A 26,652-nucleotide genomic window follows, 5' to 3' on the forward strand; every position below is an offset into this window, starting at 1 on the left:
CGTAATGAATTACGCATGTTCACTCAGAGACTTGGTATTCATTTTTCGTCCGAGGACGTTAAGAATCCATGTCACTTTGAGTGCCCACACAGATTGTCTGATAAATTGTTAAAGAGCAGTGCAACGCGGCTTTCGCTCACCGTTGCGAGGTGGCGTATATTACGCTTTCCTCTTTCAGAGTCAACCCGTTATTTCAGGATTTTTTCTCTTCAACCGACCGGGCTGTTTGTGAAGAGATTCACATCCGCCGTGCCGATGGAGGCGCATTATAGGGATCCCAATTTTTAGCACAAGTATTTTTTAGATCTTTTTTTTCGACTGCTGATTTTCCGCGCTTTTCGCTGAAATCCCGCCCGATCTGCTTAAATATTGACGTATTTTGCCTTGCCTCGATCGACGAATACGATCAAAGTCTTCTGTATAGCGCTCATTCTCAGAGGTAGTTATGTCTGCAGTATTACGTCCTTATAAAGATCTGTTCCCCAAACAAGGCGATCGCGTGATGATCGACGCCAGTAGTGTGGTCATTGGTGATGTCCGACTGGCCGATGACGTTAGTATCTGGCCACTCGTTGCCATCAGGGGAGACGTTAACTATGTGTCTATTGGCGCGCGAACCAATATTCAGGACGGTAGCGTTCTGCACGTCACGCACAAATCGTCCTATAACCCGGAAGGCAATCCCCTCATTATTGGAGAAGATGTCACCGTCGGCCATAAAGTCATGCTTCACGGCTGCACTGTCGGAAATCGCGTACTTGTTGGCATGGGGTCGATTTTACTGGATGGCGTCATAGTAGAAGATGACGTGATGATTGGCGCCGGTAGCCTGGTCCCGCAGAACAAACGGCTGGAGAGCGGCTATCTCTATCTGGGAAGCCCGATAAAACAGATCCGCCCCCTGAAGGAGGCGGAGATCGAAGGATTAAAATACTCGGCAAACAACTACGTAAAATGGAAGAATGATTATTTGGATCAGGATAGCCAAACCCAGCCCTGATCGTCTTCCTGCTGTTCGCGGATTAAATCGCTGGCTTCCTCTTCGAGATCCCAGCGGTTTTCACAAAATACGGCTATCGGGTCTGTGCCGCCAAAACGATGCAATAGCGTTTCCCCGTGGATGGCACAGGTAAGCTGCATACCCTGCACCAGCACCGGAAAACAGACCGCTTGCTTATGCTCATCCCAGCTCTCTCTGTCCGGGAAATGAATAGCCTGATTCACGCCGAAAGCTCCTGCTTTAGCTTTTCAATGACTGGCTCGACTGAAGGCAGCACCCCGTGCCAGAGCAGTACAGCATGCGCAGCCTGCCCCACCAGCATTCCCAGCCCATCGGCTAACTGTTTCGCGCCGTGTTGTTCACACCAGTTCAGGAAAGGCGTCTTACCTTTCTGATAGAACATGTCATAGAAGTACATATGCGCACTGACCAACGAAGCGGGGATCGCCGGGATCTCGCCACTGATGCCGCTGGATGTGGCATTAATGACAAGATCGAACTCATGTTCAGCAAGATCGTCAAGCGCTACCGCGCTCACGCTGCCGGTATGCGCAAACAACGCCGCCAGCGCTTCTGCCCGGGAAAAGGTTCTGTTAGTAATGGTCACTGAACAGTCCAGGGAAAGCAGAGGCAACAGAACGCCCCTCGATGCACCACCCGCGCCAATCAGCAGAACCCGGAATCCGGGTTTGATAAAGGAGAGTCTTTCCAGATCGCTAAGTAAACCAATCCCGTCGGTGTTGTCACCCAGAAGGCGTCCATCCTCAAGCCATTTTAGAGTATTGACTGCCCCTGCAAGTGAAGCGCGCTCGGACAGCTCATCTGCACGTTCGAATGCTTCTTCTTTAAACGGGACCGTCACATTTGCGCCTTTACCCCCCGCTGCGAAAAAGGCCTCCAGCGTTGGGATAAAGGCATCCACTGGCGCCAGTACGCGCCCATAGGGATGATCTATCTGCAGCTGCTCCGCGAATTGCTGATGAATCCACGGTGACTTGCTGTGTGCAATCGGATTACCAAAAACAGCATAGGTTTCCATGAGATTACCCCTGGCGAAAACGTTCGCCGGTCAAAGCGTCGCGAATCTCAGACGGATTCAGGCGCCCTCCCGTTTCACCAACAGCGACAGGGAAGTCATTCCCGAACTGCGCCAGCACTTCTTCAGTTGTCCGACAAGGCGGCTGCCCGGTCAGGTTGGCGCTGGTTGAGACCAGTGGTTTACCAAATGCCAGGCACAGCTCCACCACCAGCGGATGGTCAGTGACGCGAACGGCAAGGGAGTCAAAGCGCCCGGTTAACCAGCGCGGCGTTGTAGGCTGAGCCGGGAAGACGAAGGTTACTGGTCCAGGCCATGCGGAGAAGATTGTCTCGCGCTGTGCCGGTGTCAGCATAGAATCATCAATATAGGGTTTAAGCTGCTCGTAATTCGCAGCGATCAAAATCAGCCCTTTCTCGACGGGTCTTTGTTTCAGAGTAAGCAGACGGCTCACCGCCGTTTCGCTGTCAGGATCGCAACCGACCCCAAAAACAGCTTCAGTTGGATAGGCGATGACTTCTTCATTTTTCAGTACGTCCACGGCATGCGCAATGGAGCCTGATGGCAGGTTATTATTCACTATTTTGATCCGCCGTAACCGGCTTTCCACATTGTTTACTGGCGCAGAAGCGTTTCATGCCTTGCGCGGTTTTCTTCTCTATCAGTAGCGGATAATTGCAATGAGGGCAGATTCCCGCTACCGGCTTAAAATTGATAACGAACTGGCAGTCAGGGTAGCGATCGCACGAATGGAAAGTCTTACCATAACGGGAGCGGCGCTGTACCAGCTGACCTCGCTGACACTGAGGGCATGAGATTGCCGTTTCATCAGGCTTATCAATTTGTTCCGTATGTTCACATTCCGGGTAGCGGCTACATCCAATAAACATACCGAAACGTCCCTGACGTAGCGCGAGTTCGCCACCGCAGAGAGGGCAAAGCTGTCCCTCCAGAATTTTAACGATATGTCCATCCGCCTGGCTTTTCAGAGGACGAACATAATCGCATTCCGGATAGTGAGAACAACCGAGAAACGGGCCGTGTTTCCCGGACCGAATAACAAGTTCAGCCCCGCACTGCGGGCAGGGCTCGTTTTTATGCACCGTGAATAGTGCTGATTTGGCCATAACAACTCTTGGTGCTGCACATTGAATTAGTGCAGCATACCTTCATTCACTTCAAAGAGTAATTCTTCCATTTGCTGATAGGCATTTTCACAGCCCGGGATATTAAACAGAACCATCAGGATCACCCATTTGAGATCTTCCAGTTCAAATTCTGCGGTATCCAGCGCCATGACGCGCTCTATCACCATTTCTCTCGTTTCGAGGTTTAGCACCTGAATCTGCTCAAGGAATAAAATGAATCCCCGGCAGCTGGCGTCCAGCCGTTCACACTCTTCAGCGGTATAAATGCGTACTGACAATGGGTCAGAAGCAAGCTGCATCGGTTCGGCAAGGCCTTCCTGATAATCAGCCAGTTTTTCCAGCCACATCAACGCATTGTAGATATCTTCCCGCTCAAATCCCGCATCGGTAAGATCCTGTGTCAACTTGTCCTGATCCACTCGCATTTCTGCTTCGTTATGGATGTAAGTCTCAAACAAATACATCAGTACGTCGAACATGGCATGCCCTCCTTAATCGGACATAGCCGCCGGGTACAGCTGCGATCCACCCTGCTAACTCCAGTTCGAGTAGCTGTGCTACCGTTACTGGCACAGGTTGGCCGGCACGTTCAGCGACAACGTCAACAGGTGTTACCTCATCTCCTACGTTAGCCAGGAGCTTGGGAAATGGCAATGCCACCTTTCCCTGATCTGATGAATATTGTCGCTTTTCGGGATCTTCCTGCAGCCATTGCAGCCCATATTGCAAATTTTCAAGAATGTCCGCGACTTCCGTTACCGGTGTTGCCCCCTGCTTAATCAGCCAGTGCGGTCCCTCGCATCCGGGATTACCTATCGGGCCGGGCAAGGCGAAGACTTCTCGCCCCTGTTCGAGCGCGCACCGTGCCGTGACCAGCGAACCGCTTCGCCGCGCGGCTTCAACGACCAGCACGCCTTTGCTAAGGCCGCTGATGATGCGATTACGACGCGGAAAGTTTGCCGGTCGGGGCTGCGCGGAAAGCGGAAACTCAGACACTATCGCGCCGTCAGACTCAATAAGCCGCATCGCCAATGCCTGATGCCGACGTGGATAAATACTAAAAAGACCGTTTCCCAGCACCGCGACACTTCGTCCTTTTACTGACAGCGCCGCGCTGTGGGCAACGCCGTCAATACCACAGGCCAGCCCGCTGGTGATCGTGAAACCACTTTGTGAAAGTTGTTCGCACAGGATTTTCCCCCACCGCTCGCCGTACCATGACGGCGCACGACTGCCTACCACCGCCAGCTGAACGGTATTAAGCGCCTCAGGGTTACCTTTTATGAATAATGCTCCGGGATAATCAGGGATCGTGCGGAGCAAAGGGGGATAAAGGGGATGGTTGGCCGTTAATAGATGATGACCCGGCTGCTCAAGCCATATCAGGCTACGTTCCAGCTCACTCTCATTGAGCGCAACGAACCGTTCAGCCTGCTTTGCTGTCAGCCCAGCATTTCGTAAGACAAGCGTGTCGATGCCTTCCTGCCTCTGCAGTCGTGCAGCCGCTTCCACCATGACATCACCACACAAAGAACCTGTGTGCATGAGCCGTAGCCAAATCTCGGTAGATGTCATCCTTTCCCCTGCCATAAGCGGTCTCCGCAATCATTGCGATTGGTCACTGATGCTGTCAATCGATGGGGGATTTGTCTAGAATAGAGGGTGTATTCTTATCAACTCCTGAACACGACTCTGGAAATTTATGGCAGTTTTGCAAGTATTACATATTCCGGACGAGCGCCTTCGCATCGTCGCTGAACCGGTTAAAGAAGTGAATGCAGAAATCCAGCATATCGTTGATGATATGTTCGATACCATGTACGCCGAAGAAGGCATTGGCCTGGCGGCAACGCAGGTGGACATTCACAAGCGTATTATCGTGATCGACGTTTCTGAGAATCGCGATGGCCGTCTGGTGCTGATCAACCCAGAGCTGCTTGAAAAGAGTGGCGAAACCGGTATTGAGGAAGGCTGTCTGTCTATTCCAGAACAGCGTGCGTTAGTGCCGCGTGCTGAGAAAGTGAAAATTCGCGCTCTGGATCGTGACGGTAATCCGTTCGAACTGGAGGCAGATGACCTGCTGGCGATTTGTATTCAGCATGAGATGGATCACCTGGTCGGTAAACTGTTTATCGATTATCTCTCGCCGCTGAAACAGCAGCGTATTCGTCAGAAAGTAGAGAAACTGGATCGTTTGCGTTCTCGCGCATAACGTCCCACCGGATACAAGGATCATCGTGTCTAAATCACTACGTATTATCTTCGCGGGAACCCCTGATTTTGCAGCGCGTCATCTTGACGCGCTGTTATCGTCTGGTCACCAGATTGTTGGCGTCTTTACCCAACCGGACCGTCCTGCTGGTCGCGGCAAAAAACTGATGCCGAGCCCGGTCAAGGTGCTGGCAGAAGAGCATGGGCTTCCTGTTTTCCAGCCCGCATCGCTGCGCCCGCAGGAAAATCAGCAGCTGGTTGCTGACCTGAATGCCGACGTAATGGTGGTGGTGGCTTACGGTTTAATTTTGCCAAAAGCCGTGCTCGATATGCCGCGCCTGGGTTGCATCAACGTTCATGGGTCCCTGCTCCCACGCTGGCGTGGTGCAGCACCTATCCAGCGCGCGCTGTGGGCGGGTGATGCCGAAACGGGCGTTACCATCATGAAGATGGACGTAGGTTTAGACACCGGTGACATGCTCTATAAACTGGCCTGCCCCATTACGTCAGACGATACCAGCGCCACGCTGTATGACAAACTGGCAGAGCTTGGTCCACAAGGGCTCATCGAGACGCTTCAGCAGCTTGCTGACAATACGGCAAAACCAGAAGTTCAGGACGACGCGCTGGTAACCTACGCCGAAAAGCTGAGCAAAGAAGAAGCGCGGATCGACTGGTCCCTGTCAGCCGCTCAACTTGAACGTTGCATTCGCGCTTTTAATCCGTGGCCGATGAGCTGGTTGGAAATTGATGGGCAGCCAGTAAAAGTCTGGAAAGCCTCCGTCATTAGCGGTGCGACTACGGTGGAACCCGGTACGATTATTGATGCCAGCAAGAACGGCATCCAGGTGGCGACTGCGCAAGGGATTTTGAATCTTGAATCGCTCCAACCGGCCGGTAAGAAAGCCATGAGTGCTCAGGATCTACTAAATTCCCGTCGCGAATGGTTTATCCCTGGCAATCGCCTTGCCTGAGCAAATTTATTCTTAAGGCCCGGTGTTTCCGGGCATTTTTATTTTTACGGTTATGAAAAAACAAAATCTACGCAGTATGGCGGCCCAGGCCGTCGAGCAGGTTATCGAGCAGGGCCAGTCACTCAGCAACGTCCTGCCTCCCCTGCAGCAAAAAGTCTCTGATAAAGATAAAGCCCTGCTTCAGGAGCTCTGCTTTGGCGTCCTGCGCACACTCTCTCAGCTTGAGTGGTTGATTAACAAGCTGATGTCCCGCCCAATGACGGGCAAGCAGCGCACCGTACATTATTTAATTATGGTGGGTTTTTATCAGCTTCTTCATACCCGCATCCCACCTCATGCCGCGCTGGCAGAGACGGTGGAAGGTGCCGTTGCGATTAAACGTCCTCAGCTGAAAGGGCTGATCAACGGCGTATTGCGTCAGTTCCAGCGACAGCAGGATGAGCTTCTGGCTGAATTTGCCCAAAACGAAGCGCGCTTCCTGCATCCGGACTGGCTGTTGAAGCGCCTGAAAAAAGCTTATCCGCAGCAGTGGCAGGACATTGCCGATGCCAACAACCAGCGTCCGCCAATGTGGTTACGCGTGAATCGTAATCACCACACCCGTGACGCATGGCTGGCATTACTCGAAGAAGCTGGAATGAGCGGCTTCACCCATGACGCATATCCTGATGCCGTGCGCTTAGCATCGCCTGCACCGGTACATGCATTACCCGGCTTTGAAGAGGGTTGGGTAACGGTACAAGATGCTTCTGCTCAGGGTTGCATGGCCTGGCTTGAACCCCAAAACGGTGAGCAGATCCTCGATCTCTGCGCCGCACCAGGGGGCAAAACGACGCATATTCTTGAAGTGGCTCCGCAGGCCAGCGTGATGGCAGTGGACGTTGATGAGCAACGTCTTTCACGCGTCTACGACAACCTCAAGCGCCTGGGCATGAAGGCACAGGTTAAGCAAGGCGATGGACGCAAACCCGCAGAATGGTGTGGCGAAGCACAATTCGATCGCATTTTGCTGGATGCCCCCTGCTCTGCAACTGGCGTGATTCGTCGTCATCCGGATATCAAGTGGCTGCGTCGCGATCGTGATATTAGTGAGCTTGCCCAACTGCAATCCGACATCCTTGACGCCATCTGGCCGCATCTCAAACCCGGCGGCACGCTGGTCTATGCAACCTGTTCAGTACTGCCGGAAGAAAACAGTCAGCAAATCGCGGCCTTCCTTAAACGAACCCCGGACGCGGCGCTGCACGATACGGGAACGCTTGAATGCCCGGGTCAGCAGAATCTGCCGGGTGCAGAAGAAGGTGATGGCTTCTTTTACGCTAAGCTAATCAAAGAGTGATGTTGAGAACAGGTCACGAGAGATGAAGATTATCATTCTGGGCGCAGGACAGGTTGGTGGAACGCTGGCGGAAAATCTGGTTGGCGAAAACAACGATATCACCATCGTGGATACCAACGGCGATCGCCTGCGTGTTTTACAGGACAAATTTGACCTGCGCGTTGTGCAGGGTCATGGTTCGCACCCGCGCGTTCTTCGTGAGGCGGGTGCTGACGATGCCGACATGCTGGTTGCGGTGACCAGTTCTGACGAAACCAATATGGTGGCCTGTCAGGTGGCCTACTCGCTTTTTAACACGCCAAACCGAATCGCGCGCATCCGCTCTCCGGACTATGTCCGCGATGCTGAGAAACTGTTTAATTCAGAAGCAGTTCCTATTGACCATCTTATCGCGCCAGAACAGCTGGTGATCGACAATATCTACCGTCTGATCGAATATCCGGGCGCCCTGCAGGTGGTGAACTTTGCCGAAGGTAAAGTGAGCCTGGCCGTCGTTAAGGCCTATTACGGCGGCCCGTTGATTGGCAACGCGTTGTCCACCATGCGCGAGCATATGCCGCATATTGATACGCGCGTCGCCGCTATTTTCCGCCACGACAGACCTATCCGCCCGCAGGGCTCTACGATTGTCGAAGCCGGGGACGAAGTCTTTTTTATTGCGGCTTCACAGCATATTCGTGCGGTGATGAGTGAACTTCAGCGTCTCGAAAAACCCTATAAACGCATTATGCTGGTCGGCGGCGGCAATATTGGTGCCGGTCTGGCACACCGGCTGGAAAAAGATTACAGCGTAAAATTGATCGAACGCGATCAGCAGCGAGCGGCTGAACTGGCGGAAAAACTGCAAAATACGATCGTATTTTATGGCGATGCGTCAGATCAGGAGTTGCTGGCTGAAGAGCATATTGATCAAGTTGATCTTTTTATTGCCGTCACCAACGACGACGAGGCGAATATAATGTCTGCCATGCTCGCGAAACGTATGGGGGCAAAGAAGGTCATGGTGCTTATCCAGCGCAAAGCCTATGTTGATCTGGTTCAGGGCAGCGTCATTGATATTGCCATTTCGCCGCAGCAGGCGACAATTTCCGCGCTACTGAGCCATGTGCGTAAAGCGGATATTGTTGGGGTATCATCGCTTCGTCGCGGGGTGGCGGAAGCCATTGAAGCCGTAGCGCACGGAGATGAAACAACATCACGCGTCGTGGGCCGTTCGATAGACGAAATTAAGCTGCCACCGGGCACCATTATTGGTGCTGTCGTGCGCGGGAATGATGTCATGATTGCCAATGATAATTTGCGCATTGAGCAAGGCGATCACGTTATTATGTTCCTTACCGATAAAAAGTTTATTACCGACGTCGAACGTTTATTCCAGCCAAGTCCATTCTTCCTTTAATGTGTCGGGTGCTCTCAATGGGGTACCCGCTCTTTATCCTTCTCATTTCTGTGCCTTTTATTTTGCATAACGTTTAATTATCACGAATGGCAATTAGCTAATCATTTGTTAAACTTATAGTCGTCAGCTGGCACAAGGAGAACAAAATGAGTTTTATTAAAGAATTTCGCGAATTTGCGATGCGCGGAAACGTGGTGGATTTGGCAGTGGGTGTCATTATTGGTGCAGCATTCGGCAAGATTGTTTCATCATTAGTGGCCGACATTATCATGCCACCTTTAGGGTTGCTGATCGGGGGCATTGATTTCAAACAGTTCGCTTTCACGCTGCGTGAAGCACAGGGTGATGTGCCGGCAGTCGTGATGCACTACGGCGTATTTATTCAGAACGTATTTGATTTCGTGATTGTGGCGTTTGCCATTTTTATGGCTATCAAGCTGATCAATAAACTCAACCGTAAAAAAGAAGAGCCGGCAGCAGCGCCTGCACCGACAAAAGAAGAAGTGCTGCTGAGTGAGATTCGCGATCTGTTAAAAGAGCAGAACAAGCGCGTTTAATCAGAAGCTTAAAGCAGGAAGGCCAGTGGTAAATAAGCGATTCGCTTGTTTGCCACTGGCCTCCCAGTTACCCCGTTTTGCATGCTTGCCTTTACGCAGATAACTTCCTTTCCCTTTTTTATTCTTCTCAACGCGCTGTCTGAATAGCGGGTCATGAAGTAGTGCCTCAATGGCATTGTCTTTAATCTGCCCTTTCGTGTGCTGATAGCGGCTCATAAATTCTCCTGAGCATGGTTTATGTCGACGGGAGTCTAGACCCGGTTGGACTAAAAATCAACAGTCCTCGGTTTCCCCACTGGCCCCCTGTTCAAGGGCTTCCAGAATGGAACAATAAATACTGCTGTGGGCCGTGCCACAACAAGCATCATTCAGCCTTTGCAGAGAGCGCTGCATGGTTTGCAATTCCTGAATGCGTGCTTCAACTTCATCCAACCGGGCCTGCACAATGCTTTTTGACTCCTGACAGGTGTGATGTGCCGGATCGATGCGGATCGATAATAACTCGCGGATCGAGTCTAATGTGAAACCGAGCTGGCGCGCATAACGAATAAACCGCAGGCGCTGCAGATCGTTATCGGTATAAAGTCGGAAGCCACCTTCAGTACGAACTTCATGATCGATCATCTGCTGCTTTTCGTAATATCGGATGGTATCCGGTGTGACGTTCGCGAGCTTCGCAAGTTCACCGATACGGTACATAACTACTCCTCGTTTATTTTCCGCAACAAGCGTTCACCGTATTCACCGTGCAGAAAATCAGTGTTCATTCCTGCCTGACGCAGTTTAAGTTCAAGCACGGCGAGACGGCGGCTAAGTTCAGAATGTCGCGGATCGTCCTGACGGATCCCTTTTAGCAGATCGACAAGTTCAACAGCCTCTCTGCGCTGTTCGAGCTCAGGAGGGAGACAGCCTGCATTCTTTAGTAAACGGTATCCCGCGCGTAATTCAGGCGCAATATGCGAGTCATCGTCAAGCATAAGGGGTTCGCCGCGTCCCGGAAGATCGTCGAATTCACTTTTTTTTGGGCATCACGAATATGGCGTTCTGCCCACTGGTCAAGCAGCCACATTACCCGCTCCAGAGGATGAACAGAATTGATACAGATATTGTAGAGAAGTGGGGATATCGCGGATATAAAAAAACCCGCCGGAGCGGGTTTTTTTACGTTACTGCAGATTACTCTGCAGCAGCTTCTGCTTTCTCTGAACGATCAACCAGCTCGATGTAAGCCATCGGCGCATTGTCGCCTGCACGGAAGCCACACTTCAGAATGCGAGTGTAACCACCGGCACGGCTCGCGAAACGCGGGCCCAGTTCGTTAAACAGTTTTGCCACGATCTCGTTATCACGAGTACGGGCGAATGCCAGACGACGATTAGCAACGCTGTCAGTCTTGGCAAGAGTAATCAGCGGCTCAACTACGCGACGCAGCTCTTTCGCTTTAGGCAGGGTCGTCTTGATGATCTCATGACGAACCAGTGAACCTGCCATGTTGCGGAACATAGCCTGGCGATGGCTGCTGTTGCGGTTCAGTTGACGACCACTCTTACGATGGCGCATGACCTTATCCTTCTCAGTAAAACCTTAACCTGTGATCCGGTTACTCGTCAGCAATGCTTGCCGGTGGCCAGTTTTCCAGGCGCATGCCCAGAGACAGACCACGTGAAGCCAGCACGTCTTTAATCTCGGTAAGAGATTTTTTACCCAGGTTCGGCGTTTTCAGCAACTCAACCTCGGTACGCTGTACCAGATCACCGATATAGTGGATAGCTTCTGCCTTGAGGCAGTTAGCAGAGCGGACAGTCAATTCGAGATCGTCAACAGGGCGCAGCAGGATCGGATCGAATTCTGGTTTCTCTTCTTTCACTTCCGGCTGACGAACATCACGTAAGTCAACGAAAGCTTCCAGTTGTTCTGCCAGGATGGTTGCCGCACGACGAATCGCCTCTTCAGGATCGATTGTGCCGTTGGTTTCCATTTCGATGACCAGCTTGTCCAGGTCGGTACGCTGTTCTACACGCGCTGCTTCAACATTGTAGGCAATACGCTCTACAGGGCTGTAGCATGCGTCGACCAGCAGACGGCCGATTGGGCGCTCATCTTCTTCCGAATGAATTCGGGCAGAAGCCGGCACATAACCACGACCGCGCTGAACTTTGATACGCATGCTAATAGCTGCGTTCTCATCGGTCAGGTGGCAGATCACGTGCTGCGGCTTGACGATTTCAACATCACCGTCGTGGGTGATGTCGGCTGCAGTCACAGGGCCAATGCCAGATTTATTCAGAGTAAGAATAACTTCATCTTTACCCTGAACTCTCACCGCCAGCCCTTTCAGGTTGAGCAGGATTTCAAGGATATCTTCCTGAACGCCTTCTTTGGTGCTGTACTCATGAAGTACACCATCAATCTCAACCTCGGTCACCGCGCAACCCGGCATCGATGAGAGCAGAATACGGCGCAGTGCGTTACCCAGAGTATGGCCAAAGCCACGCTCTAAAGGCTCAAGGGTCACCTTGGCGTGCGTCGAACTCACTTGCTCGATATCTACCAGGCGCGGTTTTAGAAACTCTGTCACAGAACCCTGCATTGTGTCCTCTCTTTGGTACTAAGCTTTACTTGGAGTAAAGCTCGACGATCAGGTGTTCGTTAATGTCCGCAGACAGATCAGAACGTTCTGGCTGACGCTTGAACGTACCTTCCATCTTGCCAGCATCAACTTCCAGCCAGGTTGGCTTTTCACGCTGCTCAGCCAGCTCCAGAGCGGCCTTCACGCGAGATTGCTTTTTCGCTTTCTCACGAATGCTAACAACGTCATTCGCTTTAACCTGATAAGAAGCGATGTTAACAACACGACCGTTTACCATGATTGCTTTGTGGCTAACCAGCTGACGTGATTCAGCACGAGTAGCGCCGAAGCCCATACGGTATACAACGTTGTCCAGACGACCTTCCAGCAGAGCCAGCAGGTTTTCACCTGTGTTGCCTTTCAGACGTGCTGCTTCTTTATAGTAGTTACGGAACTGACGCTCCAGCACACCGTACATACGGCGAACTTTTTGCTTTTCACGCAACTGCACACCATAGTCAGACAGACGCGGTTTACGCGCACCGTGCTGGCCAGGAGCTTGTTCAATTTTACACTTGGTATCGATCGCGCGAACGCCAGACTTAAGGAATAAGTCGGTGCCCTCACGACGGCTCAGCTTGAGCTTAGGACCCAAATATCTTGCCATTTTCTATCTCCAACTAACCTAAAAAACGAGCGTTATACGCGACGTTTTTTCGGCGGACGACAACCGTTATGAGGGATCGGAGTCACATCAGTAATATTAGTGATGCGGAAACCAGCGGCGTTCAGAGCGCGAACAGTAGATTCACGACCCGGACCCGGACCTTTAACCATAACTTCCAGATTCTTGATGCCGTATTCTTTTACGGCTTCTGCGCAACGCTCTGCTGCAACCTGAGCTGCGAACGGAGTGGATTTGCGAGAACCACGGAAACCGGAACCACCGGCTGTTGCCCAACCCAATGCGTTACCCTGACGATCAGTAATAGTAACGATGGTGTTGTTGAAAGAAGCATGGATATGAGCCACGCCGTCAGAGACTTGTTTTCTTACACGTTTACGTGCACGAACTGGTGCCTTTGCCATTATTCAATCACCCCGATTATTTCTTGATCGGTTTGCGCGGACCCTTACGGGTACGTGCGTTGGTCTTAGTACGCTGACCGCGCACTGGCAGACCACGACGATGACGCAAACCGCGATAGCAACCAAGATCCATCAGGCGCTTGATGCTCATGCTGATTTCACGGCGCAGATCACCTTCAACGACAAATTTGGCAACTTCGTCACGCAGCGTGTCGATTTGTTCTTCAGACAGCTCACTGATCTTAACATCTTCAGCGATACCCGCTGCAGCCAGAATGGCCTTAGAACGGGTCTTGCCGATGCCGTAGATCGAAGTTAATGCGATCACAGCATGTTTCTGATCAGGAATGTTAATGCCTGCTATACGGGCCACTATGCACTCCTACTATTTAATATGTACGCACCATGCTGAAAAGCCCGTTTTCAGGATACTCAAATGGAAACGTACAGACATACAAAAGATTGGCTGGCTAATCTAGCCAGCTCAACCCAACTTTGCAAGAAAAATATGCGAAATAATCAGCCTTGGCGCTGTTTATGCTTCGGCTCGGCACTGCAAATCACACGGATGACACCATCACGCTTAACGATTTTGCAGTTACGGCATAATTTCTTGACGGAAGCACGAACTTTCATTTTTACTCTCCGTAACTTCTCAGGCGACCAATTAGCGGCCGTAGCCTTTCAGGTTCGCCTTCTTCAATGCAGACTCATACTGACTGGACATCATCAGAGTTTGCACTTGAGCCATAAAGTCCATAATCACGACAACAACGATAAGCAGTGAGGTCCCACCGAAGTAGAACGGTACTTTCATTGCATCACGCATGAACTCCGGGATCAGGCAGATAAAAGTAATATAGAGCGCACCAACCAAAGTCAGGCGGGTCATTACTTTATCGATATACTTCGCCGTTTGCTCTCCCGGACGAATTCCTGGTACAAATGCACCGGACTTCTTCAGGTTATCTGCTGTTTCACGCGGGTTGAAGACCAACGCCGTGTAGAAGAAACAGAAGAAGATGATCGCAGACGCATAGAGTAACACATAAAGTGGTTGCCCAGGCTGCAAATACAGCGAAATTGTTGTCAGCCAGTTCCAACCAGTACCGCCCCCGAACCATGACGCGATGGTTGCCGGGAACAGAATAATACTGGAAGCGAAGATAGCCGGGATAACCCCCGCCATGTTCACTTTCAGCGGTAAATGTGTGCTCTGTGCAGCATAGACACGACGACCTTGCTGACGCTTAGCGTAGTTCACCACAATGCGGCGTTGACCACGTTCAACGAAGACAACAAAGAACGTCACTGCAAATACTAATACTGCAACCAACAGCAACAGGAGGAAGTGCAGGTCGCCTTGACGCGCTTGCTCGATAGTGTGGGCGATGGCTGGCGGGAGGCCCGCAACAATACCGGCGAAGATAATGATTGAGATACCGTTACCGATACCGCGCTCAGTAATCTGTTCGCCGAGCCACATCAGGAACATTGTCCCTGTGACCAGACTTACAACAGCGGTGAAGTAAAATGCAAAGCCCGGGTTTAACACCAGGCCCTGCATACCAGGCATATTCGGAAGACCGGTAGCAATACCGATCGACTGGAATATTGCCAGCACCAGAGTACCGTAACGGGTGTACTGACTAATCTTACGACGTCCAGACTCCCCTTCTTTCTTCAACTCTGCCAGGGCCGGATGAACGACCGTCAGCAGCTGGATAATAATCGATGCCGAAATGTACGGCATAATACCCAGTGCGAAGATAGAAGCACGGCTGAGAGCACCACCAGAGAACATGTTGAACATTTCAATGATGGTGCCTCGCTGTTGCTCAAGCAGTTTGGCAAGTACAGCGGCATCGATACCAGGGATCGGAATAAAAGAGCCAATACGGAACACAATCAGCGCGCCGATAACAAACAGCAGTCTGCGTTTCAGCTCGCCAAATCCACCTTTGGCACTTTGAAAATCTAATCCCGGTTGCTTAGCCATCTGCTACTTATTCCTCAATTTTACCGCCAGCAGCTTCGATAGCAGCACGAGCACCTTTAGTAACACGCAGGCCACGAACAGTTACCGGAGTAGAAACTTCACCAGCCAGGATCACTTTCGCGAACTCGATCTGGATACCGATAATGTTTGCTGCTTTCAGCGTGTTCAGGTCTACAACGCCGCCTTCAACTTTCGCCAGGTCAGACAGACGGATTTCCGCTGTGATCGCTGCTTTGCGAGAGGTGAAGCCGAACTTCGGCAGACGACGGTACAGTGGCATCTGGCCACCCTCGAAACCGCGACGTACGCCACCGCCAGAACGAGAGTTCTGACCTTTGTGACCACGACCACCGGTTTTGCCGAGGCCAGAACCGATACCACGACCCAGGCGTTTACCCGCCTTTTTAGAGCCTTCGGCCGGAGACAGAGTATTTAAACGCATCTCTTACTCCTCAACTTTAACCATGAAGTAAACCGCGTTGACCATACCACGAACAGCAGGAGTATCCTCGCGCTCAACGGTATGACCAATACGACGCAGACCCAGGCCAAGCAGCGTTGCCTTGTGTTTCGGCAGACGACCGATTGCACTGCGGGTTTGAGTGATTTTAATAGTCTTTGCCATGGTCAATTACCCCAGAATTTCTTCAACGGATTTACCACGCTTGGCAGCGACCATTTCTGGAGAATTCATATTTTCCAGGCCATCAATAGTTGCACGAACCACGTTGATCGGGTTGGTGGAACCATATGCTTTAGCCAGAACGTTATGAACCCCAGCAACTTCCAGAACGGCGCGCATTGCACCACCGGCGATGATACCGGTACCTTCTGAAGCTGGCTGCATGAATACACGAGAACCCGTGTGAACACCTTTAACTGGGTGCTGCAGGGTGCCGTTGTTCAGCGCGACGTTAATCATGTTGCGACGGGCTTTTTCCATCGCTTTCTGGATCGCTGCTGGAACTTCACGCGCTTTACCGTAACCAAAACCAACGCGACCGTTACCATCGCCTACTACAGTCAGAGCTGTGAAGGAGAAAATACGACCACCTTTAACGGTTTTAGATACGCGGTTTACCGCGATCAGCTTTTCCTGCAGTTCGCCAGCCTGTTTTTCGATGTGAGCCATCTTACACCTCTACCTTAGAACTGAAGGCCAGCTTCACGGGCAGCATCTGCCAGTGCCTGGACACGACCATGATATTGGAACCCGGAACGGTCAAAGGAAACATTGCTGATGCCTTTTTCCAGAGCGCGTTCAGCAACAGCTTTACCTACAGCTGCAGCGGCGTCTTTGTTACCGGTGTACTTCAATTGTTCTGAGATAGCTTTTTCTACAGTAGAAGCAGCTACCAGAACTTCAGAACCGTTCGGTGCAATTACCTGAGCGTAAATATGACGCGGGGTACGATGTACCACCAGGCGAGTTGCACCCAGCTCTTTGAGCTTGCGGCGTGCGCGGGTCGCACGACGGATACGAGCAGATTTCTTATCCATAGTGTTACCTTACTTCTTCTTAGCCTCTTTGGTACGCACGACTTCGTCGGCGTAACGAACACCCTTGCCTTTGTAAGGCTCAGGACGACGGTAGGCGCGCAGATCTGCTGCAACCTGACCGATCAGCTGTTTATCAGCGCCTTTCAGCACGATTTCAGTCTGAGTCGGGCATTCTGCAGTGATACCGGCCGGCAGCGGATGCTCAACAGGGTGTGAGAAGCCCAGAGACAGGCCTACTGCATTCCCTTTGATAGCTGCACGATAACCTACACCAACCAGCTGAAGCTTTTTAGTGAAGCCTTCGGTAACACCAACAACCATTGAGTTCAGCAGGGCACGCGCGGTACCAGCCTGAGCCCAACCATCCACGAAACCATCACGTGGACCGAAGGTCAGAGCGTTATCTGCATGTTTAACTTCAACAGCTTTGTTGAGGGTACGAGTCAGCTCGCCGTTTTTACCTTTGATCGTAATAACCTGACCGTCGATTTTTACATCAACGCCGGCAGGAATAACGACCGGTGCTTTAGCAACACGAGACATTCTTTCCTCCGATTAGGCTACGTAGCAGATAATTTCGCCACCAAGACCAGCCTGGCGCGCTGCACGATCAGTCATAACACCTTTAGAGGTAGAAACAACTGCGATACCAAGACCAGCCATAACTTTTGGCAGCTCATCTTTTTTCTTATAGATGCGCAGGCCTGGGCGGCTGACACGCTGAATGCTTTCTACAACAGCTTTACCCTGGAAATACTTGAGAGTAAGTTCCAGTTCCGGCTTGGTGTCGCCTTCAACTTTAAAATCTTCGATAAAACCTTCTTCCTTCAGCACGTTGGCAATTGCCACTTTCAGCTTGGCGGAAGGCATGGTGACCGCAACTTTGTTCGCGGCCTGACCGTTACGGATACGGGTCAGCATATCCGCGATCGGATCTTGCATGCTCATCTGTCTTTACTCCCGTGATTCAATTGGTAATTACCAGCTAGCCTTTTTCAAGCCTGGCACTTCACCGCGCATGGCGGCTTCACGCAGTTTGATACGGCTCAACCCAAACTTGCCCACATAACCATGTGGACGACCTGTTTGACGACAGCGGTTACGCTGACGAGACGGGCTGGAATCACGCGGCAGAGACTGCAGCTTGAGAACCGCATTCCAACGATCTTCGTCGGAAGCGTTCACATCAGAAATGATCGCTTTCAGTTCAGCGCGTTTAGCGAAGAATTTATCAGCTAAAGCTACGCGCTTTACTTCGCGTGCTTTCATTGATTGCTTAGCCATTCAGTAACCCTACCTTACTTGCGGAACGGGAAGTCAAAGGCAGCCAGCAGAGCACGGCCTTCTTCGTCAGATTTCGCAGTAGTGGTAATGGTAATATCCAAACCACGCACGCGGTCGACTTTATCGTAGTCGATTTCTGGGAAGATGATCTGCTCACGGACACCCATGCTGTAGTTACCACGACCGTCGAAAGACTTAGCGGACAAGCCACGGAAGTCACGGATACGTGGAACAGCAATAGTGATCAGGCGCTCAAAGAACTCCCACATGCGTTCGCCACGCAGAGTTACTTTACAGCCGATCGGATAGCCCTGACGGATTTTGAAGCCTGCAACAGATTTGCGTGCTTTGGTGATCAGCGGTTTTTGACCGGAGATTGCTGTCAGGTCAGCTGCTGCGTTATCCAGCAGTTTCTTGTCAGCGATCGCTTCACCAACACCCATGTTCAGGGTGATCTTCTCGACCCGAGGGACTTGCATGACAGAATTGTAGTTAAACTCGGTCATGAGTTTCTTAACTACTTCGTCTTTGTAGTAATCATGCAGTTTCGCCATCGTACTACTCCAAATTACTTGATAGTTTCGCTGTTAGACTTGAAGAAACGGACTTTTTTACCGTCTTCGAATCTAAAGCCTACACGGTCAGCCTTGCCGGTAGCCGCATTGAAGATTGCAACGTTAGAAACCTGAATAGCAGCTTCTTTTTCAACGATGCCACCTGGTTGGTTCAGGGCCGGAACCGGCTTCTGATGTTTCTTAACCAGGTTGATACCTTCAACGACAAGTTTGCCGGAAGACAGAACATTTTTTACTTTACCGCGTTTACCTTTATCTTTACCGGTTAACACGATAACTTCGTCATCACGACGAATTTTCGCTGCCATGATTCGCTCCTTAGAGTACTTCTGGTGCCAGAGAGATAATTTTCATGAACTTCTCAGTACGAAGTTCACGAGTTACCGGCCCAAAGATACGCGTGCCGATAGGCTGCTCGCTGTTATTGTTTAAAATAACGCATGCATTACCATCGAAGCGAATGACAGAACCGTCAGGGCGACGAACACCCTTCTTGGTGCGCACCACTACCGCCTTCAGCACATCACCTTTTTTGACCTTACCACGTGGAATTGCTTCTTTGATGGTGATCTTGATGATGTCGCCTACGCCTGCGTAGCGACGGTGCGAGCCACCCAGAACCTTGATACACATTACGCGACGTGCACCGGAGTTGTCGGCGACGTTCAGCATAGTCTGTTCTTGGATCATTTTAGTGCTCCGCTAATGTCAACTACTACCTGAGACTCTAAAATCAGAGCCGTTAAAAAGCCCCATATCGAGGGCGCGGCATTATAACACCGCTTCTGCAATATGGGTAGAAAAAATAAACGGCTCATCGCTGAGCCGTTTATTCGTATTGAGAAGGCGTACTGTATTACAGAACCGCTTTCTCTACAACGCGAACCAGCGTCCAGGACTTAGTCTTGGACAGTGGACGGCATTCACGGATTTCAACCTTGTCGCCGATACCACATTCGTTGTTCTCGTCATGTACGTGCAGTTTGGTCGTACGCTTGATGAATTTACCGTAGATCGGGTGTTTCACAATACGTTCGATAGCTACAACAATGGATTTCTCCATTTTGTCGCTAACAACACGACCTTGCAGAGTACGGATTTTATCGGTCATTACGCACCCGCCTTCTGAGTCAGTAAAGTCTTAACGCGTGCAACATTGCGACGCACTTGCTTCAGCAGGTGAGTCTGTTGCAGCTGGCCACTTGCAGCCTGCATACGCAGGTTGAACTGCTCACGCAGCAGGTTCAGCAGCTCAGCGTTCAGCTCTTCAACGCTTTTTTCACGCAGCTCTTTTGCTTTCATTACATCACCGTCTTAGTTACAAAGGTGGTTTTGATAGGCAGTTTCGCTGCTGCCAGGCCGAAGGCTTCACGGGCCAGCTCTTCCGGAACACCGTCCATTTCATACAGGACTTTGCCCGGTTGGATCAAGGCAACCCAGTACTCCACGTTACCTTTACCTTTACCCATACGAACTTCCAGCGGCTTCTCGGTGATCGGTTTGTCCGGGAATACACGGATCCAGATCTTACCTTGACGCTTAACTGCACGGGTCATTGCACGACGTGCTGCTTCGATCTGACGTGCAGTCAGACGACCACGGCCAACAGCTTTCAGACCGAAAGTGCCGAAGCTAACATCCGTACCCTGCGCCAGACCACGGTTGCGGCCTTTGTGCACTTTACGGAATTTTGTACGCTTTGGTTGTAACATCAGCGACGCTCCTTATTTACGGCCTTTACGCTGCTGCTTTTTAGGTTGAGCAGCCGGTTTTTCCGGTTGTTCAACAGCAGCCATACCACCCAGGATCTCACCTTTGAAGATCCATACCTTAACGCCGATTACACCGTAAGTGGTGTGCGCTTCAGAGGTGTTGTAGTCGATGTCAGCACGCAGAGTGTGCAGCGGTACGCGACCTTCACGGTACCATTCGGTACGTGCGATTTCCGCGCCGCCCAGACGGCCGCTAACTTCAACTTTGATACCTTTAGCGCCCAGACGCATTGCGTTCTGTACAGCACGCTTCATAGCACGACGGAACATAACACGACGTTCCAGCTGAGAAGTGATGCTGTCAGCAACCAATTTAGCGTCCAGTTCAGGCTTACGAACTTCAGCGATATTGATCTGTGCAGGAACGCCAGCGATATCCGCTACGACCTTGCGCAGTTTTTCTACGTCTTCGCCTTTCTTACCGATAACGATGCCAGGACGAGCAGTGTGAATAGTCACACGGATGCTCTTCGCTGGACGCTCGATAACGATACGAGATACAGACGCTTTAGCCAGTTCCTTAGTCAGGTACTGACGTACTTTAAAATCGCTGTCCAGGTTGTCAGCGAATTCTTTGGTGTTCGCAAACCAGGTAGAGTTCCATGGTTTTACAATACCCAGGCGAATACCATTAGGATGTACTTTCTGACCCATTGCTAGTCTCCAGAGTCTCAGCGATCGGACACAACCACAGTAATGTGGCTGGTGCGCTTCAGGATGCGATCTGCACGACCTTTCGCACGCGGCATAATGCGCTTCATGCTTGGGCCTTCATCTACGAAAATTTTCGCGACTTTCAGATCGTCGATGTCAGCGCCATCGTTGTGTTCAGCGTTAGCAATGGCAGATTCCAGTACTTTCTTGACCAATACCGCAGCTTTCTTGTTGGTATAGGTCAGGATGTCCAGGGCCTGCGACACTTTCTTACCGCGAATCAGGTCAGCAACAAGGCGAACCTTCTGTGCAGAAGAACGAGCATGGCGATGTTGAGCTAAAGTTTCCATCTCTTCCTCCTACCTTATTTCTTCTTCGCTTTTTTATCAGCAGCGTGGCCGCGATAAGTACGAGTCGGTGCGAATTCACCCAGTTTGTGACCAACCATTTCGTCGGTAACAAAGACTGGAACGTGCTGACGACCATTATGGACAGCGATGGTCAAACCGATCATGTTAGGAAAGATCGTTGAACGACGGGACCAAGTGCGCAGGGGCTTCTTGTCTCCGCTTTCCACCGCTTTCTCTACCTTCTTCAGCAAGTGCAGGTCAATAAAAGGACCTTTCTTGAGAGAACGTGGCATGGCTTATCCTCTAAAATTATTTGCTACGGCGACGTACGATAAATTTATCAGTACGCTTGTTGCTGCGGGTCTTCTTACCTTTGGTCTGAACGCCCCACGGAGATACCGGGTGCTTACCAAAGTTACGACCTTCACCACCACCATGTGGGTGGTCGACTGGGTTCATCGCAGTACCGCGAACGGTAGGACGAACACCACGCCAGCGTGCAGCACCTGCTTTACCCAGAACGCGCAGCATATGCTCAGCATTGCCAACTTCGCCCAGAGTAGCGCGGCAGTCTGCTTCGACTTTACGCATTTCACCAGAACGCAGACGCAGGGTGACATAAGCACCATCACGCGCAACGATCTGAACGTAAGTACCCGCGGAACGCGCCAGCTGACCGCCTTTACCTGGTTTCATTTCTACGTTATGAACGGTAGAACCAACCGGGATATTGCGCATCGGCAGGGTGTTGCCTGCTTTGATTGCAGCATCAACGCCAGACTGAATCTGGTCGCCAGCTTTCAGGCCTTTAGGGGCCAGGATGTAACGGCGTTCGCCGTCTTTGTACAGAACCAGCGCGATGTTCGCGGAACGGTTCGGATCGTACTCAAGACGTTCAACAACTGCTGGGATACCGTCTTTGTTGCGTTTGAAGTCAACAATACGATAAGCCTGCTTGTGGCCACCACCGATGTGACGAGTGGTGATACGGCCATTGTTGTTACGACCACCGGATTTGCTGTTTTTTTCCAGCAACGGAGCAAAAGGTTTGCCCTTGTGCAGCTCAGGGTTAACCACTTTAACTACGTGGCGACGACCCGGAGATGTCGGTTTACATTTAACAACTGCCATTGTATTACTCCTCCGACTTACTCAGCGCCGCCAACGAAGTCCAGATTCTGGCCTTCTTTCAGGGTGACGTAAGCTTTTTTCCAGTCGCTACGACGACCGATACGCTGTCCGTGACGTTTAACTTTCCCTTTAACTACCAGGGTGTTAACGACTTCGACTTCGACTTCAAACAGTTTCTGCACAGCAGCTTTGATCTCTGCTTTGGTCGCGTCTTTAGCAACTTTGAGAACGATGGTGTTTGTTTTTTCCATCGCAGTAGACGCTTTTTCAGAAACGTGCGGTGCGCGAAGCACCTTCAGCAGACGTTCTTCACGAATCATGCCAGCATCTCCTCAACTTGCTTAACAGCATCAGCAGTCATTACGACTTTGTCGAAGGCGATCAGGCTAACCGGGTCGATACCAGTCGCATCGCGTACGTCAACCTTGTGCAGGTTACGTGCGGCCAGGAACAGGTTCTCGTCCAGCTCACCGGTGATGATCAGCACATCTTCCAGAGCCATGTCTTTCAGTTTCTGTGCCAGCAGCTTAGTTTTAGGCGCTTCAACAGAGAACTTCTCGACAACGATCAGACGATCCTGACGTACCAGTTCGGACAGGATGCTTTTCAGCGCGCCGCGGTACATCTTTTTGTTAACTTTTTGACTGTGGTCCTGTGGACGCGCAGCGAAGGTCACGCCACCTGAACGCCAGATCGGGCTCTTGATAGAACCTGAACGCGCACGGCCGGTACCTTTCTGGCGCCATGGCTTTTTGCCAGAACCAGTTACTTCAGCACGAGTCTTCTGAGCACGAGTACCCTGACGAGCACCAGCTGCATAAGCAACAACAACCTGGTGAACCAGCGCTTCGTTGAAATCACGACCGAAGGTAGTTTCGGAAACAGTCAGCGCGCTCTGCGCGTCTTTCAATACTAATTCCATTGCTATCCCCTTACGCCTTCACAGCTGGTTTAACGATCAGGTCGCTACCGGTTGCACCCGGGACCGCACCTTTAACCAGCAGCAGGTTGCGCTCAGCGTCAACACGTACTACGTCCAGGCTCTGAACGGTTACACGTTCGTTACCCAGCTGACCTGCCATTTTCTTGCCTTTGAACACTTTGCCCGGAGTCTGGTTCTGACCGATAGAACCCGGAACGCGGTGAGACAAGGAGTTACCGTGGGTAGCGTCCTGGGTACGGAAGTTCCAGCGCTTAACGGTACCAGCAAAACCTTTACCTTTAGAGGTACCGGTTACGTCAACTTTTTTAACGTCAGCAAACAGCTCAACGCTAATGTCCTGACCTACGGTGAACTCTTCGCCTTCAGCAAGACGGAATTCCCACAGACCACGGCCAGCTTCTACGCCAGCTTTAGCGAAGTGACCCGCTTCTGGTTTGGTTACACGGTTAGCTTTTTTAGCACCAGTGGTAACCTGAATAGCGCGGTAGCCATCGTTAGCCAGATCTTTAACCTGAGTAACGCGGTTTGCTTCAACTTCGATTACGGTTACTGGGATAGAAACGCCATCTTCAGTGAAGATGCGGGTCATACCCACTTTTTTACCGACTAAACCAATCATTGTTTCAACCTCTCAATCGCTCGATGACCTGATTAACCCAGGCTGATCTGCACGTCTACACCGGCAGCCAGATCCAGACGCATCAGAGCATCAACGGTTTTCTCAGTTGGCTCAACGATGTCAACCAGACGCTTGTGAGTGCGGATTTCGTACTGATCGCGCGCGTCTTTGTTAACGTGCGGAGAGATCAGAACGGTGAAGCGCTCTTTGCGGGTCGGCAGCGGGATCGGACCACGGACTTGCGCACCAGTGCGCTTAGCAGTCTCGACGATTTCCGCGGTTGATTGATCGATCAGACGATGATCAAACGCTTTAAGGCGGATACGGATTCTTTGGTTCTGCATGAGACCAGAGCTCCAATTATTTTATAAACGAAAATGATTACTCCTCAAACCCATTACGATTGATGGGAGAGTGTAACCGTTCTTACGTAGCTCCCCAATTGGGAGCATTGTTGAGTAACAAAATGAGCTACTCTGGTTCTGATTGAACCCGCCGTCAATTACGACAAGCCCGCGCATTATACGTAAATCTGGGCAAGACGCAAGTGCCGTTTAGAAATTAAGCGCCAATGTCGCAGGGTGTGTAAGAGCGCGCAACGTTTTATGCAATGTATTCTGCGGCGATGCTTTGTTTCGAGCCGCTACGCATCTCCGTTTTTTGTGCATTGCCGGACAGGCCGATTATAACGACTATGCGCTCAAACCCGTTTGAGGCCTTTTACATGCTAACCACCCTCCCCTTTCTGCTGATCTATCTTTCACTGACTGCCTTACTGGTACATGCCGATATTCGCTACGGTCTGCTTCCCGATAAATTTCTCTGCCCGCTGCTATGGGCGGGGCTGCTCTTCCAGCTCTGTATCCAACCTGATTTTCTGCCGAGTGCGGTGGCGGGTGCGATGGCCGGATATATTGCCTTTGCCGTTATTTACTGGGGCTATTGGTTTATCTGCCGGCGTGAAGGGATGGGATATGGCGACGTGAAGTACCTGGCGGCGCTTGGTGCATGGCATGGCTGGTGCTTACTGCCTGCGCTGGCGTTGCTCGCGGCGCTGATGGCGCTTCTTTGTATTCTTGTTTTTTCGGTAATCCGCCCTGATAAGAAGGCAATAAAAAACCCGCTGCCTTTTGGGCCATTTCTGGCAGCAGCGGGTTTATGCGTAGGGTGGAAGACGTTGGTTATTCTTCCACTTTAATCTGTGACTGAAGATAGTTTTGCAGGCCGATTTTAGCAATGAGATCCAGCTCTGTTTCCAGCCAGTCAATATGCCCTTCTTCATCGGCCAGGATCTGAATCATCATATCTCGGCTGACGTAGTCATGTACGCTGTCAGCATAGGCAATGGCTTCACGGAGATCTTTGGCACCTTCAAGTTCTAGCCTGAGGTCGGAACGCAGCATCTCTTCGACATCTTCTCCGATGCCCAGCTTGCCGAGATCCTGCAGGTTTGGAATGCCTTCAAGGAATAAAATACGCTCGATGTATTTATCAGCGTGTTTCATCTCATCGATAGATTCATGGTACTCAACGTCGTTTAAACGTTTGAGTCCCCAGTTTTTGAACATTCTCGCGTGAAGAAAGTACTGGTTGATTGCGACAAGCTCATTTCCCAATAATTTATTGAGATAACTTATGATTTTAACATCACCTTTCATTATATAGTCCCTCCGCTTCCACTCATTGAAGCGTAGATCGGGCTACAGGGATGTCAAAAAAAAGATGGGCGCTTAGGCGATCTCTTTGTATTCCGGGATCTGCATCAGTTCGTCCTGCATGATTTCTCGCGCAGCACGTACACATTTACCGCATTGATTTCCCACCGGAACAAATTTGCGAAGCTGCTGGAATGACTGGGGCTGAAACTGGCGAACGGCCTGACGTATTTTTTTGTCGCTTACACCATTACATAAACAAACGTACATAGAAACTCCCGTTCAAATTATGCGCAAAGTGTAAGTGAGAATGGTTATGATTACAATAGCACAAACGCCAGAATGCGGGGCGGGAGCAGGCAAAAAATGCGAAATTTTGTGACAACGCCTGAGCGGCAGAAAACAAAAAAGGACGCCGAAGCGTCCTTTTTTTATTCGGGGATAATTAATTAGCCCAGAACTTTAGCAACAACGCCCGCGCCAACGGTACGGCCGCCTTCACGGATTGCGAAACGCAGACCGTCGTCCATCGCGATTGGGTGGATCAGCGTCACAACCATCTTGATGTTGTCGCCTGGCATTACCATCTCAACGCCTTCTGGCAGTTCGATGGTACCGGTCACGTCAGTAGTACGGAAGTAGAACTGTGGACGGTAGCCTTTGAAGAACGGAGTATGACGGCCGCCTTCGTCTTTGGACAGGATGTACACTTCAGATTCGAACTTGGTGTGTGGCTTGATTGAGCCTGGCTTAGCCAGAACCTGACCACGTTCGATTTCTTCACGTTTGATACCACGCAGCAGAACACCAACGTTCTCACCAGCACGGCCTTCGTCCAGCAGTTTGCG

At 51.0% G+C, this 26,652-nt stretch carries 45 protein-coding genes and 2 pseudogenes; 7 read left to right on the forward strand and 40 right to left on the reverse strand.

Annotation, left to right across the window (positions count from 1 at the left end; translation table 11 throughout):
• The first annotated feature begins 445 nt into the window (after window positions 1–445).
• The gene (locus ACOTXT_RS19220) at window positions 446–1,000 is read left to right on the forward strand and encodes a gamma carbonic anhydrase family protein (protein WP_055321104.1); all 555 of its coding nucleotides are present in this window, start codon (window positions 446–448) and stop codon (window positions 998–1,000) included.
• Here ACOTXT_RS19220 and ACOTXT_RS19225 read toward each other — a convergent pair.
• The 6 genes from ACOTXT_RS19225 to dprA are packed head-to-tail and all read right to left on the reverse strand — an operon-like array spanning window position 976 to window position 4,759.
• Window positions 976–1,224: a DUF1488 domain-containing protein gene (locus tag ACOTXT_RS19225; protein ID WP_008503473.1), complete on the reverse strand. Its 249-nt coding sequence runs from the start codon at window positions 1,222–1,224 to the stop codon at window positions 976–978. The two genes, ACOTXT_RS19220 and ACOTXT_RS19225, sit on opposite strands and share 25 nt — an antisense overlap.
• Window positions 1,221–2,039, reverse strand: a complete 819-nt coding sequence (aroE, locus tag ACOTXT_RS19230; RefSeq protein WP_421625416.1) for a shikimate dehydrogenase — start codon at window positions 2,037–2,039, stop codon at window positions 1,221–1,223. Before aroE ends, ACOTXT_RS19225 begins: the two co-directional genes overlap by 4 nt.
• A gap of 4 nt (window positions 2,040–2,043) precedes the next feature.
• A complete protein-coding gene (tsaC, locus tag ACOTXT_RS19235) occupies window positions 2,044–2,616 on the reverse strand; it encodes an L-threonylcarbamoyladenylate synthase type 1 TsaC (RefSeq protein ID WP_008503475.1) in 573 nt (190 codons plus the stop codon).
• Window positions 2,609–3,163, reverse strand: coding sequence for a type I DNA topoisomerase (locus tag ACOTXT_RS19240; RefSeq protein WP_046092108.1), 555 nt, complete (start codon window positions 3,161–3,163; stop codon window positions 2,609–2,611). Before ACOTXT_RS19240 ends, tsaC begins: the two co-directional genes overlap by 8 nt.
• 26 nt (window positions 3,164–3,189) lie before the next feature.
• Complete coding sequence (gene smg / locus ACOTXT_RS19245; RefSeq protein ID WP_008503477.1) at window positions 3,190–3,663, reverse strand: DUF494 family protein Smg; 474 nt, start codon at window positions 3,661–3,663, stop codon at window positions 3,190–3,192.
• Window positions 3,635–4,759 carry a DNA-protecting protein DprA gene (gene dprA / locus ACOTXT_RS19250; protein ID WP_045354660.1) on the reverse strand — a complete coding sequence of 375 codons (1,125 nt, stop codon included), beginning with the start codon at window positions 4,757–4,759 and terminating at the stop codon, window positions 3,635–3,637. Before dprA ends, smg begins: the two co-directional genes overlap by 29 nt.
• Window positions 4,760–4,886: 127 nt before the next feature.
• Here dprA and def point away from each other — a divergent pair, with 127 nt between their 5' ends.
• From def to mscL, 5 genes are all read left to right on the forward strand, one after another.
• Complete coding sequence (gene def, locus ACOTXT_RS19255) at window positions 4,887–5,396, forward strand: peptide deformylase (protein ID WP_055321106.1); 510 nt, start codon at window positions 4,887–4,889, stop codon at window positions 5,394–5,396.
• A gap of 25 nt (window positions 5,397–5,421) precedes the next feature.
• The gene (fmt, locus tag ACOTXT_RS19260) at window positions 5,422–6,369 is read left to right on the forward strand and encodes a methionyl-tRNA formyltransferase (protein WP_021242975.1); all 948 of its coding nucleotides are present in this window, start codon (window positions 5,422–5,424) and stop codon (window positions 6,367–6,369) included.
• A gap of 52 nt (window positions 6,370–6,421) precedes the next feature.
• Window positions 6,422–7,708: a 16S rRNA (cytosine(967)-C(5))-methyltransferase RsmB gene (gene rsmB, locus ACOTXT_RS19265; RefSeq protein ID WP_333166251.1), complete on the forward strand. Its 1,287-nt coding sequence runs from the start codon at window positions 6,422–6,424 to the stop codon at window positions 7,706–7,708.
• A gap of 22 nt (window positions 7,709–7,730) precedes the next feature.
• Window positions 7,731–9,107, forward strand: coding sequence for a Trk system potassium transporter TrkA (trkA, locus tag ACOTXT_RS19270; RefSeq protein WP_008503482.1), 1,377 nt, complete (start codon window positions 7,731–7,733; stop codon window positions 9,105–9,107).
• A gap of 146 nt (window positions 9,108–9,253) precedes the next feature.
• On the forward strand, window positions 9,254–9,664 hold the full coding sequence (gene mscL, locus ACOTXT_RS19275) for a large-conductance mechanosensitive channel protein MscL (protein ID WP_008503483.1): 411 nt from the start codon (window positions 9,254–9,256) through the stop codon (window positions 9,662–9,664).
• Here mscL and ACOTXT_RS19280 read toward each other — a convergent pair whose 3' ends face one another.
• The 31 genes and pseudogenes from ACOTXT_RS19280 to rpsJ all read right to left on the reverse strand — a co-directional run bounded on the left by ACOTXT_RS19280 (window position 9,665) and on the right by rpsJ (window position 24,493).
• Window positions 9,665–9,880 (reverse strand): alternative ribosome-rescue factor A, encoded by a 216-nt coding sequence (locus ACOTXT_RS19280; protein WP_021242973.1) that lies wholly within the window; start codon window positions 9,878–9,880, stop codon window positions 9,665–9,667.
• Between the two features lie 57 nt (window positions 9,881–9,937).
• The gene (gene zntR, locus ACOTXT_RS19285) at window positions 9,938–10,363 is read right to left on the reverse strand and encodes a Zn(2+)-responsive transcriptional regulator (protein ID WP_021242972.1); all 426 of its coding nucleotides are present in this window, start codon (window positions 10,361–10,363) and stop codon (window positions 9,938–9,940) included.
• Window positions 10,364–10,365: 2 nt separating this feature from the next.
• Window positions 10,366–10,733: pseudogene (locus ACOTXT_RS19290) on the reverse strand (DUF1992 domain-containing protein).
• 107 nt (window positions 10,734–10,840) lie between these two features.
• A complete protein-coding gene (rplQ, locus tag ACOTXT_RS19295) occupies window positions 10,841–11,224 on the reverse strand; it encodes a 50S ribosomal protein L17 (RefSeq protein ID WP_001216368.1) in 384 nt (127 codons plus the stop codon).
• Between the two features lie 40 nt (window positions 11,225–11,264).
• Window positions 11,265–12,254: a DNA-directed RNA polymerase subunit alpha gene (locus tag ACOTXT_RS19300; RefSeq protein ID WP_002919219.1), complete on the reverse strand. Its 990-nt coding sequence runs from the start codon at window positions 12,252–12,254 to the stop codon at window positions 11,265–11,267.
• A 25-nt stretch (window positions 12,255–12,279) separates the two neighbouring features.
• Entirely contained in the window at window positions 12,280–12,900 is a 621-nt protein-coding gene (gene rpsD, locus ACOTXT_RS19305) for a 30S ribosomal protein S4 (protein ID WP_004868345.1), read from the reverse strand.
• A 32-nt stretch (window positions 12,901–12,932) separates the two neighbouring features.
• Window positions 12,933–13,322, reverse strand: coding sequence for a 30S ribosomal protein S11 (rpsK, locus tag ACOTXT_RS19310; RefSeq protein WP_003863312.1), 390 nt, complete (start codon window positions 13,320–13,322; stop codon window positions 12,933–12,935).
• 16 nt (window positions 13,323–13,338) lie between these two features.
• Window positions 13,339–13,695, reverse strand: coding sequence for a 30S ribosomal protein S13 (gene rpsM, locus ACOTXT_RS19315; RefSeq protein ID WP_008503488.1), 357 nt, complete (start codon window positions 13,693–13,695; stop codon window positions 13,339–13,341).
• 146 nt (window positions 13,696–13,841) lie between these two features.
• Window positions 13,842–13,958, reverse strand: coding sequence for a 50S ribosomal protein L36 (gene rpmJ, locus ACOTXT_RS19320; RefSeq protein ID WP_000868187.1), 117 nt, complete (start codon window positions 13,956–13,958; stop codon window positions 13,842–13,844).
• 31 nt (window positions 13,959–13,989) lie between these two features.
• Entirely contained in the window at window positions 13,990–15,321 is a 1,332-nt protein-coding gene (gene secY, locus ACOTXT_RS19325; RefSeq protein WP_003863305.1) for a preprotein translocase subunit SecY, read from the reverse strand.
• 7 nt (window positions 15,322–15,328) lie between these two features.
• On the reverse strand, window positions 15,329–15,763 hold the full coding sequence (gene rplO / locus ACOTXT_RS19330; RefSeq protein ID WP_003863304.1) for a 50S ribosomal protein L15: 435 nt from the start codon (window positions 15,761–15,763) through the stop codon (window positions 15,329–15,331).
• Window positions 15,764–15,766: 3 nt separating this feature from the next.
• On the reverse strand, window positions 15,767–15,946 hold the full coding sequence (gene rpmD / locus ACOTXT_RS19335; RefSeq protein WP_003863301.1) for a 50S ribosomal protein L30: 180 nt from the start codon (window positions 15,944–15,946) through the stop codon (window positions 15,767–15,769).
• A gap of 6 nt (window positions 15,947–15,952) precedes the next feature.
• Window positions 15,953–16,453 carry a 30S ribosomal protein S5 gene (gene rpsE, locus ACOTXT_RS19340; protein ID WP_003863299.1) on the reverse strand — a complete coding sequence of 167 codons (501 nt, stop codon included), beginning with the start codon at window positions 16,451–16,453 and terminating at the stop codon, window positions 15,953–15,955.
• Window positions 16,454–16,467: 14 nt separating this feature from the next.
• Window positions 16,468–16,821, reverse strand: a complete 354-nt coding sequence (rplR, locus tag ACOTXT_RS19345; protein WP_003863297.1) for a 50S ribosomal protein L18 — start codon at window positions 16,819–16,821, stop codon at window positions 16,468–16,470.
• Window positions 16,822–16,830: 9 nt separating this feature from the next.
• A complete protein-coding gene (gene rplF, locus ACOTXT_RS19350; protein WP_003863296.1) occupies window positions 16,831–17,364 on the reverse strand; it encodes a 50S ribosomal protein L6 in 534 nt (177 codons plus the stop codon).
• A 12-nt stretch (window positions 17,365–17,376) separates the two neighbouring features.
• Window positions 17,377–17,769 (reverse strand): 30S ribosomal protein S8, encoded by a 393-nt coding sequence (gene rpsH / locus ACOTXT_RS19355; RefSeq protein ID WP_006178918.1) that lies wholly within the window; start codon window positions 17,767–17,769, stop codon window positions 17,377–17,379.
• Window positions 17,770–17,799: 30 nt separating this feature from the next.
• A complete protein-coding gene (gene rpsN, locus ACOTXT_RS19360) occupies window positions 17,800–18,105 on the reverse strand; it encodes a 30S ribosomal protein S14 (protein WP_003863291.1) in 306 nt (101 codons plus the stop codon).
• Between the two features lie 14 nt (window positions 18,106–18,119).
• Complete coding sequence (gene rplE / locus ACOTXT_RS19365; RefSeq protein WP_001096202.1) at window positions 18,120–18,659, reverse strand: 50S ribosomal protein L5; 540 nt, start codon at window positions 18,657–18,659, stop codon at window positions 18,120–18,122.
• Between the two features lie 14 nt (window positions 18,660–18,673).
• Window positions 18,674–18,988: a 50S ribosomal protein L24 gene (rplX, locus tag ACOTXT_RS19370; RefSeq protein ID WP_003863287.1), complete on the reverse strand. Its 315-nt coding sequence runs from the start codon at window positions 18,986–18,988 to the stop codon at window positions 18,674–18,676.
• 10 nt (window positions 18,989–18,998) lie between these two features.
• Window positions 18,999–19,370 (reverse strand): 50S ribosomal protein L14, encoded by a 372-nt coding sequence (gene rplN, locus ACOTXT_RS19375; RefSeq protein WP_002919748.1) that lies wholly within the window; start codon window positions 19,368–19,370, stop codon window positions 18,999–19,001.
• Between the two features lie 166 nt (window positions 19,371–19,536).
• The gene (rpsQ, locus tag ACOTXT_RS19380; protein WP_008503489.1) at window positions 19,537–19,791 is read right to left on the reverse strand and encodes a 30S ribosomal protein S17; all 255 of its coding nucleotides are present in this window, start codon (window positions 19,789–19,791) and stop codon (window positions 19,537–19,539) included.
• Entirely contained in the window at window positions 19,791–19,982 is a 192-nt protein-coding gene (gene rpmC, locus ACOTXT_RS19385; protein ID WP_003863282.1) for a 50S ribosomal protein L29, read from the reverse strand. Before rpmC ends, rpsQ begins: the two co-directional genes overlap by 1 nt.
• Window positions 19,982–20,392 (reverse strand): 50S ribosomal protein L16, encoded by a 411-nt coding sequence (gene rplP / locus ACOTXT_RS19390; protein ID WP_002919759.1) that lies wholly within the window; start codon window positions 20,390–20,392, stop codon window positions 19,982–19,984. The genes rpmC and rplP overlap by 1 nt, the downstream gene beginning before the upstream one ends.
• 12 nt (window positions 20,393–20,404) lie before the next feature.
• The gene (rpsC, locus tag ACOTXT_RS19395) at window positions 20,405–21,106 is read right to left on the reverse strand and encodes a 30S ribosomal protein S3 (RefSeq protein WP_000529945.1); all 702 of its coding nucleotides are present in this window, start codon (window positions 21,104–21,106) and stop codon (window positions 20,405–20,407) included.
• Window positions 21,107–21,123: 17 nt separating this feature from the next.
• Window positions 21,124–21,456 carry a 50S ribosomal protein L22 gene (gene rplV / locus ACOTXT_RS19400; protein WP_002919773.1) on the reverse strand — a complete coding sequence of 111 codons (333 nt, stop codon included), beginning with the start codon at window positions 21,454–21,456 and terminating at the stop codon, window positions 21,124–21,126.
• 14 nt (window positions 21,457–21,470) lie between these two features.
• Entirely contained in the window at window positions 21,471–21,749 is a 279-nt protein-coding gene (gene rpsS / locus ACOTXT_RS19405) for a 30S ribosomal protein S19 (RefSeq protein WP_001138117.1), read from the reverse strand.
• Between the two features lie 16 nt (window positions 21,750–21,765).
• Entirely contained in the window at window positions 21,766–22,587 is an 822-nt protein-coding gene (gene rplB, locus ACOTXT_RS19410; RefSeq protein ID WP_008457150.1) for a 50S ribosomal protein L2, read from the reverse strand.
• 17 nt (window positions 22,588–22,604) lie between these two features.
• Complete coding sequence (gene rplW / locus ACOTXT_RS19415) at window positions 22,605–22,907, reverse strand: 50S ribosomal protein L23 (RefSeq protein ID WP_000617546.1); 303 nt, start codon at window positions 22,905–22,907, stop codon at window positions 22,605–22,607.
• Entirely contained in the window at window positions 22,904–23,509 is a 606-nt protein-coding gene (gene rplD / locus ACOTXT_RS19420) for a 50S ribosomal protein L4 (RefSeq protein WP_000424395.1), read from the reverse strand. Before rplD ends, rplW begins: the two co-directional genes overlap by 4 nt.
• Window positions 23,510–23,519: 10 nt before the next feature.
• On the reverse strand, window positions 23,520–24,149 hold the full coding sequence (rplC, locus tag ACOTXT_RS19425; protein ID WP_003863274.1) for a 50S ribosomal protein L3: 630 nt from the start codon (window positions 24,147–24,149) through the stop codon (window positions 23,520–23,522).
• Window positions 24,150–24,181: 32 nt separating this feature from the next.
• The gene (gene rpsJ / locus ACOTXT_RS19430) at window positions 24,182–24,493 is read right to left on the reverse strand and encodes a 30S ribosomal protein S10 (RefSeq protein ID WP_001181005.1); all 312 of its coding nucleotides are present in this window, start codon (window positions 24,491–24,493) and stop codon (window positions 24,182–24,184) included.
• A gap of 380 nt (window positions 24,494–24,873) precedes the next feature.
• Here rpsJ and ACOTXT_RS19435 point away from each other — a divergent pair, with 380 nt between their 5' ends.
• Window positions 24,874–25,347, forward strand: coding sequence for an A24 family peptidase (locus ACOTXT_RS19435; RefSeq protein ID WP_333166255.1), 474 nt, complete (start codon window positions 24,874–24,876; stop codon window positions 25,345–25,347).
• On the opposite strand, the gene bfr is transcribed toward ACOTXT_RS19435, so the two are convergent.
• The 3 genes and pseudogenes from bfr to tuf all read right to left on the reverse strand — a co-directional run.
• Window positions 25,331–25,807, reverse strand: a complete 477-nt coding sequence (gene bfr, locus ACOTXT_RS19440; protein WP_008503492.1) for a bacterioferritin — start codon at window positions 25,805–25,807, stop codon at window positions 25,331–25,333. The genes ACOTXT_RS19435 and bfr overlap by 17 nt on opposite strands.
• A 72-nt stretch (window positions 25,808–25,879) precedes the next feature.
• Entirely contained in the window at window positions 25,880–26,074 is a 195-nt protein-coding gene (gene bfd / locus ACOTXT_RS19445; protein WP_008503493.1) for a bacterioferritin-associated ferredoxin, read from the reverse strand.
• A gap of 179 nt (window positions 26,075–26,253) precedes the next feature.
• Window positions 26,254–26,652: pseudogene (gene tuf / locus ACOTXT_RS19450) on the reverse strand (elongation factor Tu); the annotation flags it as partial.

The sequence above is a fragment of the Enterobacter cloacae complex sp. IR5422 genome, assembly GCF_049238165.1.
GTDB lineage: Bacteria > Pseudomonadota > Gammaproteobacteria > Enterobacterales > Enterobacteriaceae > Enterobacter > Enterobacter roggenkampii.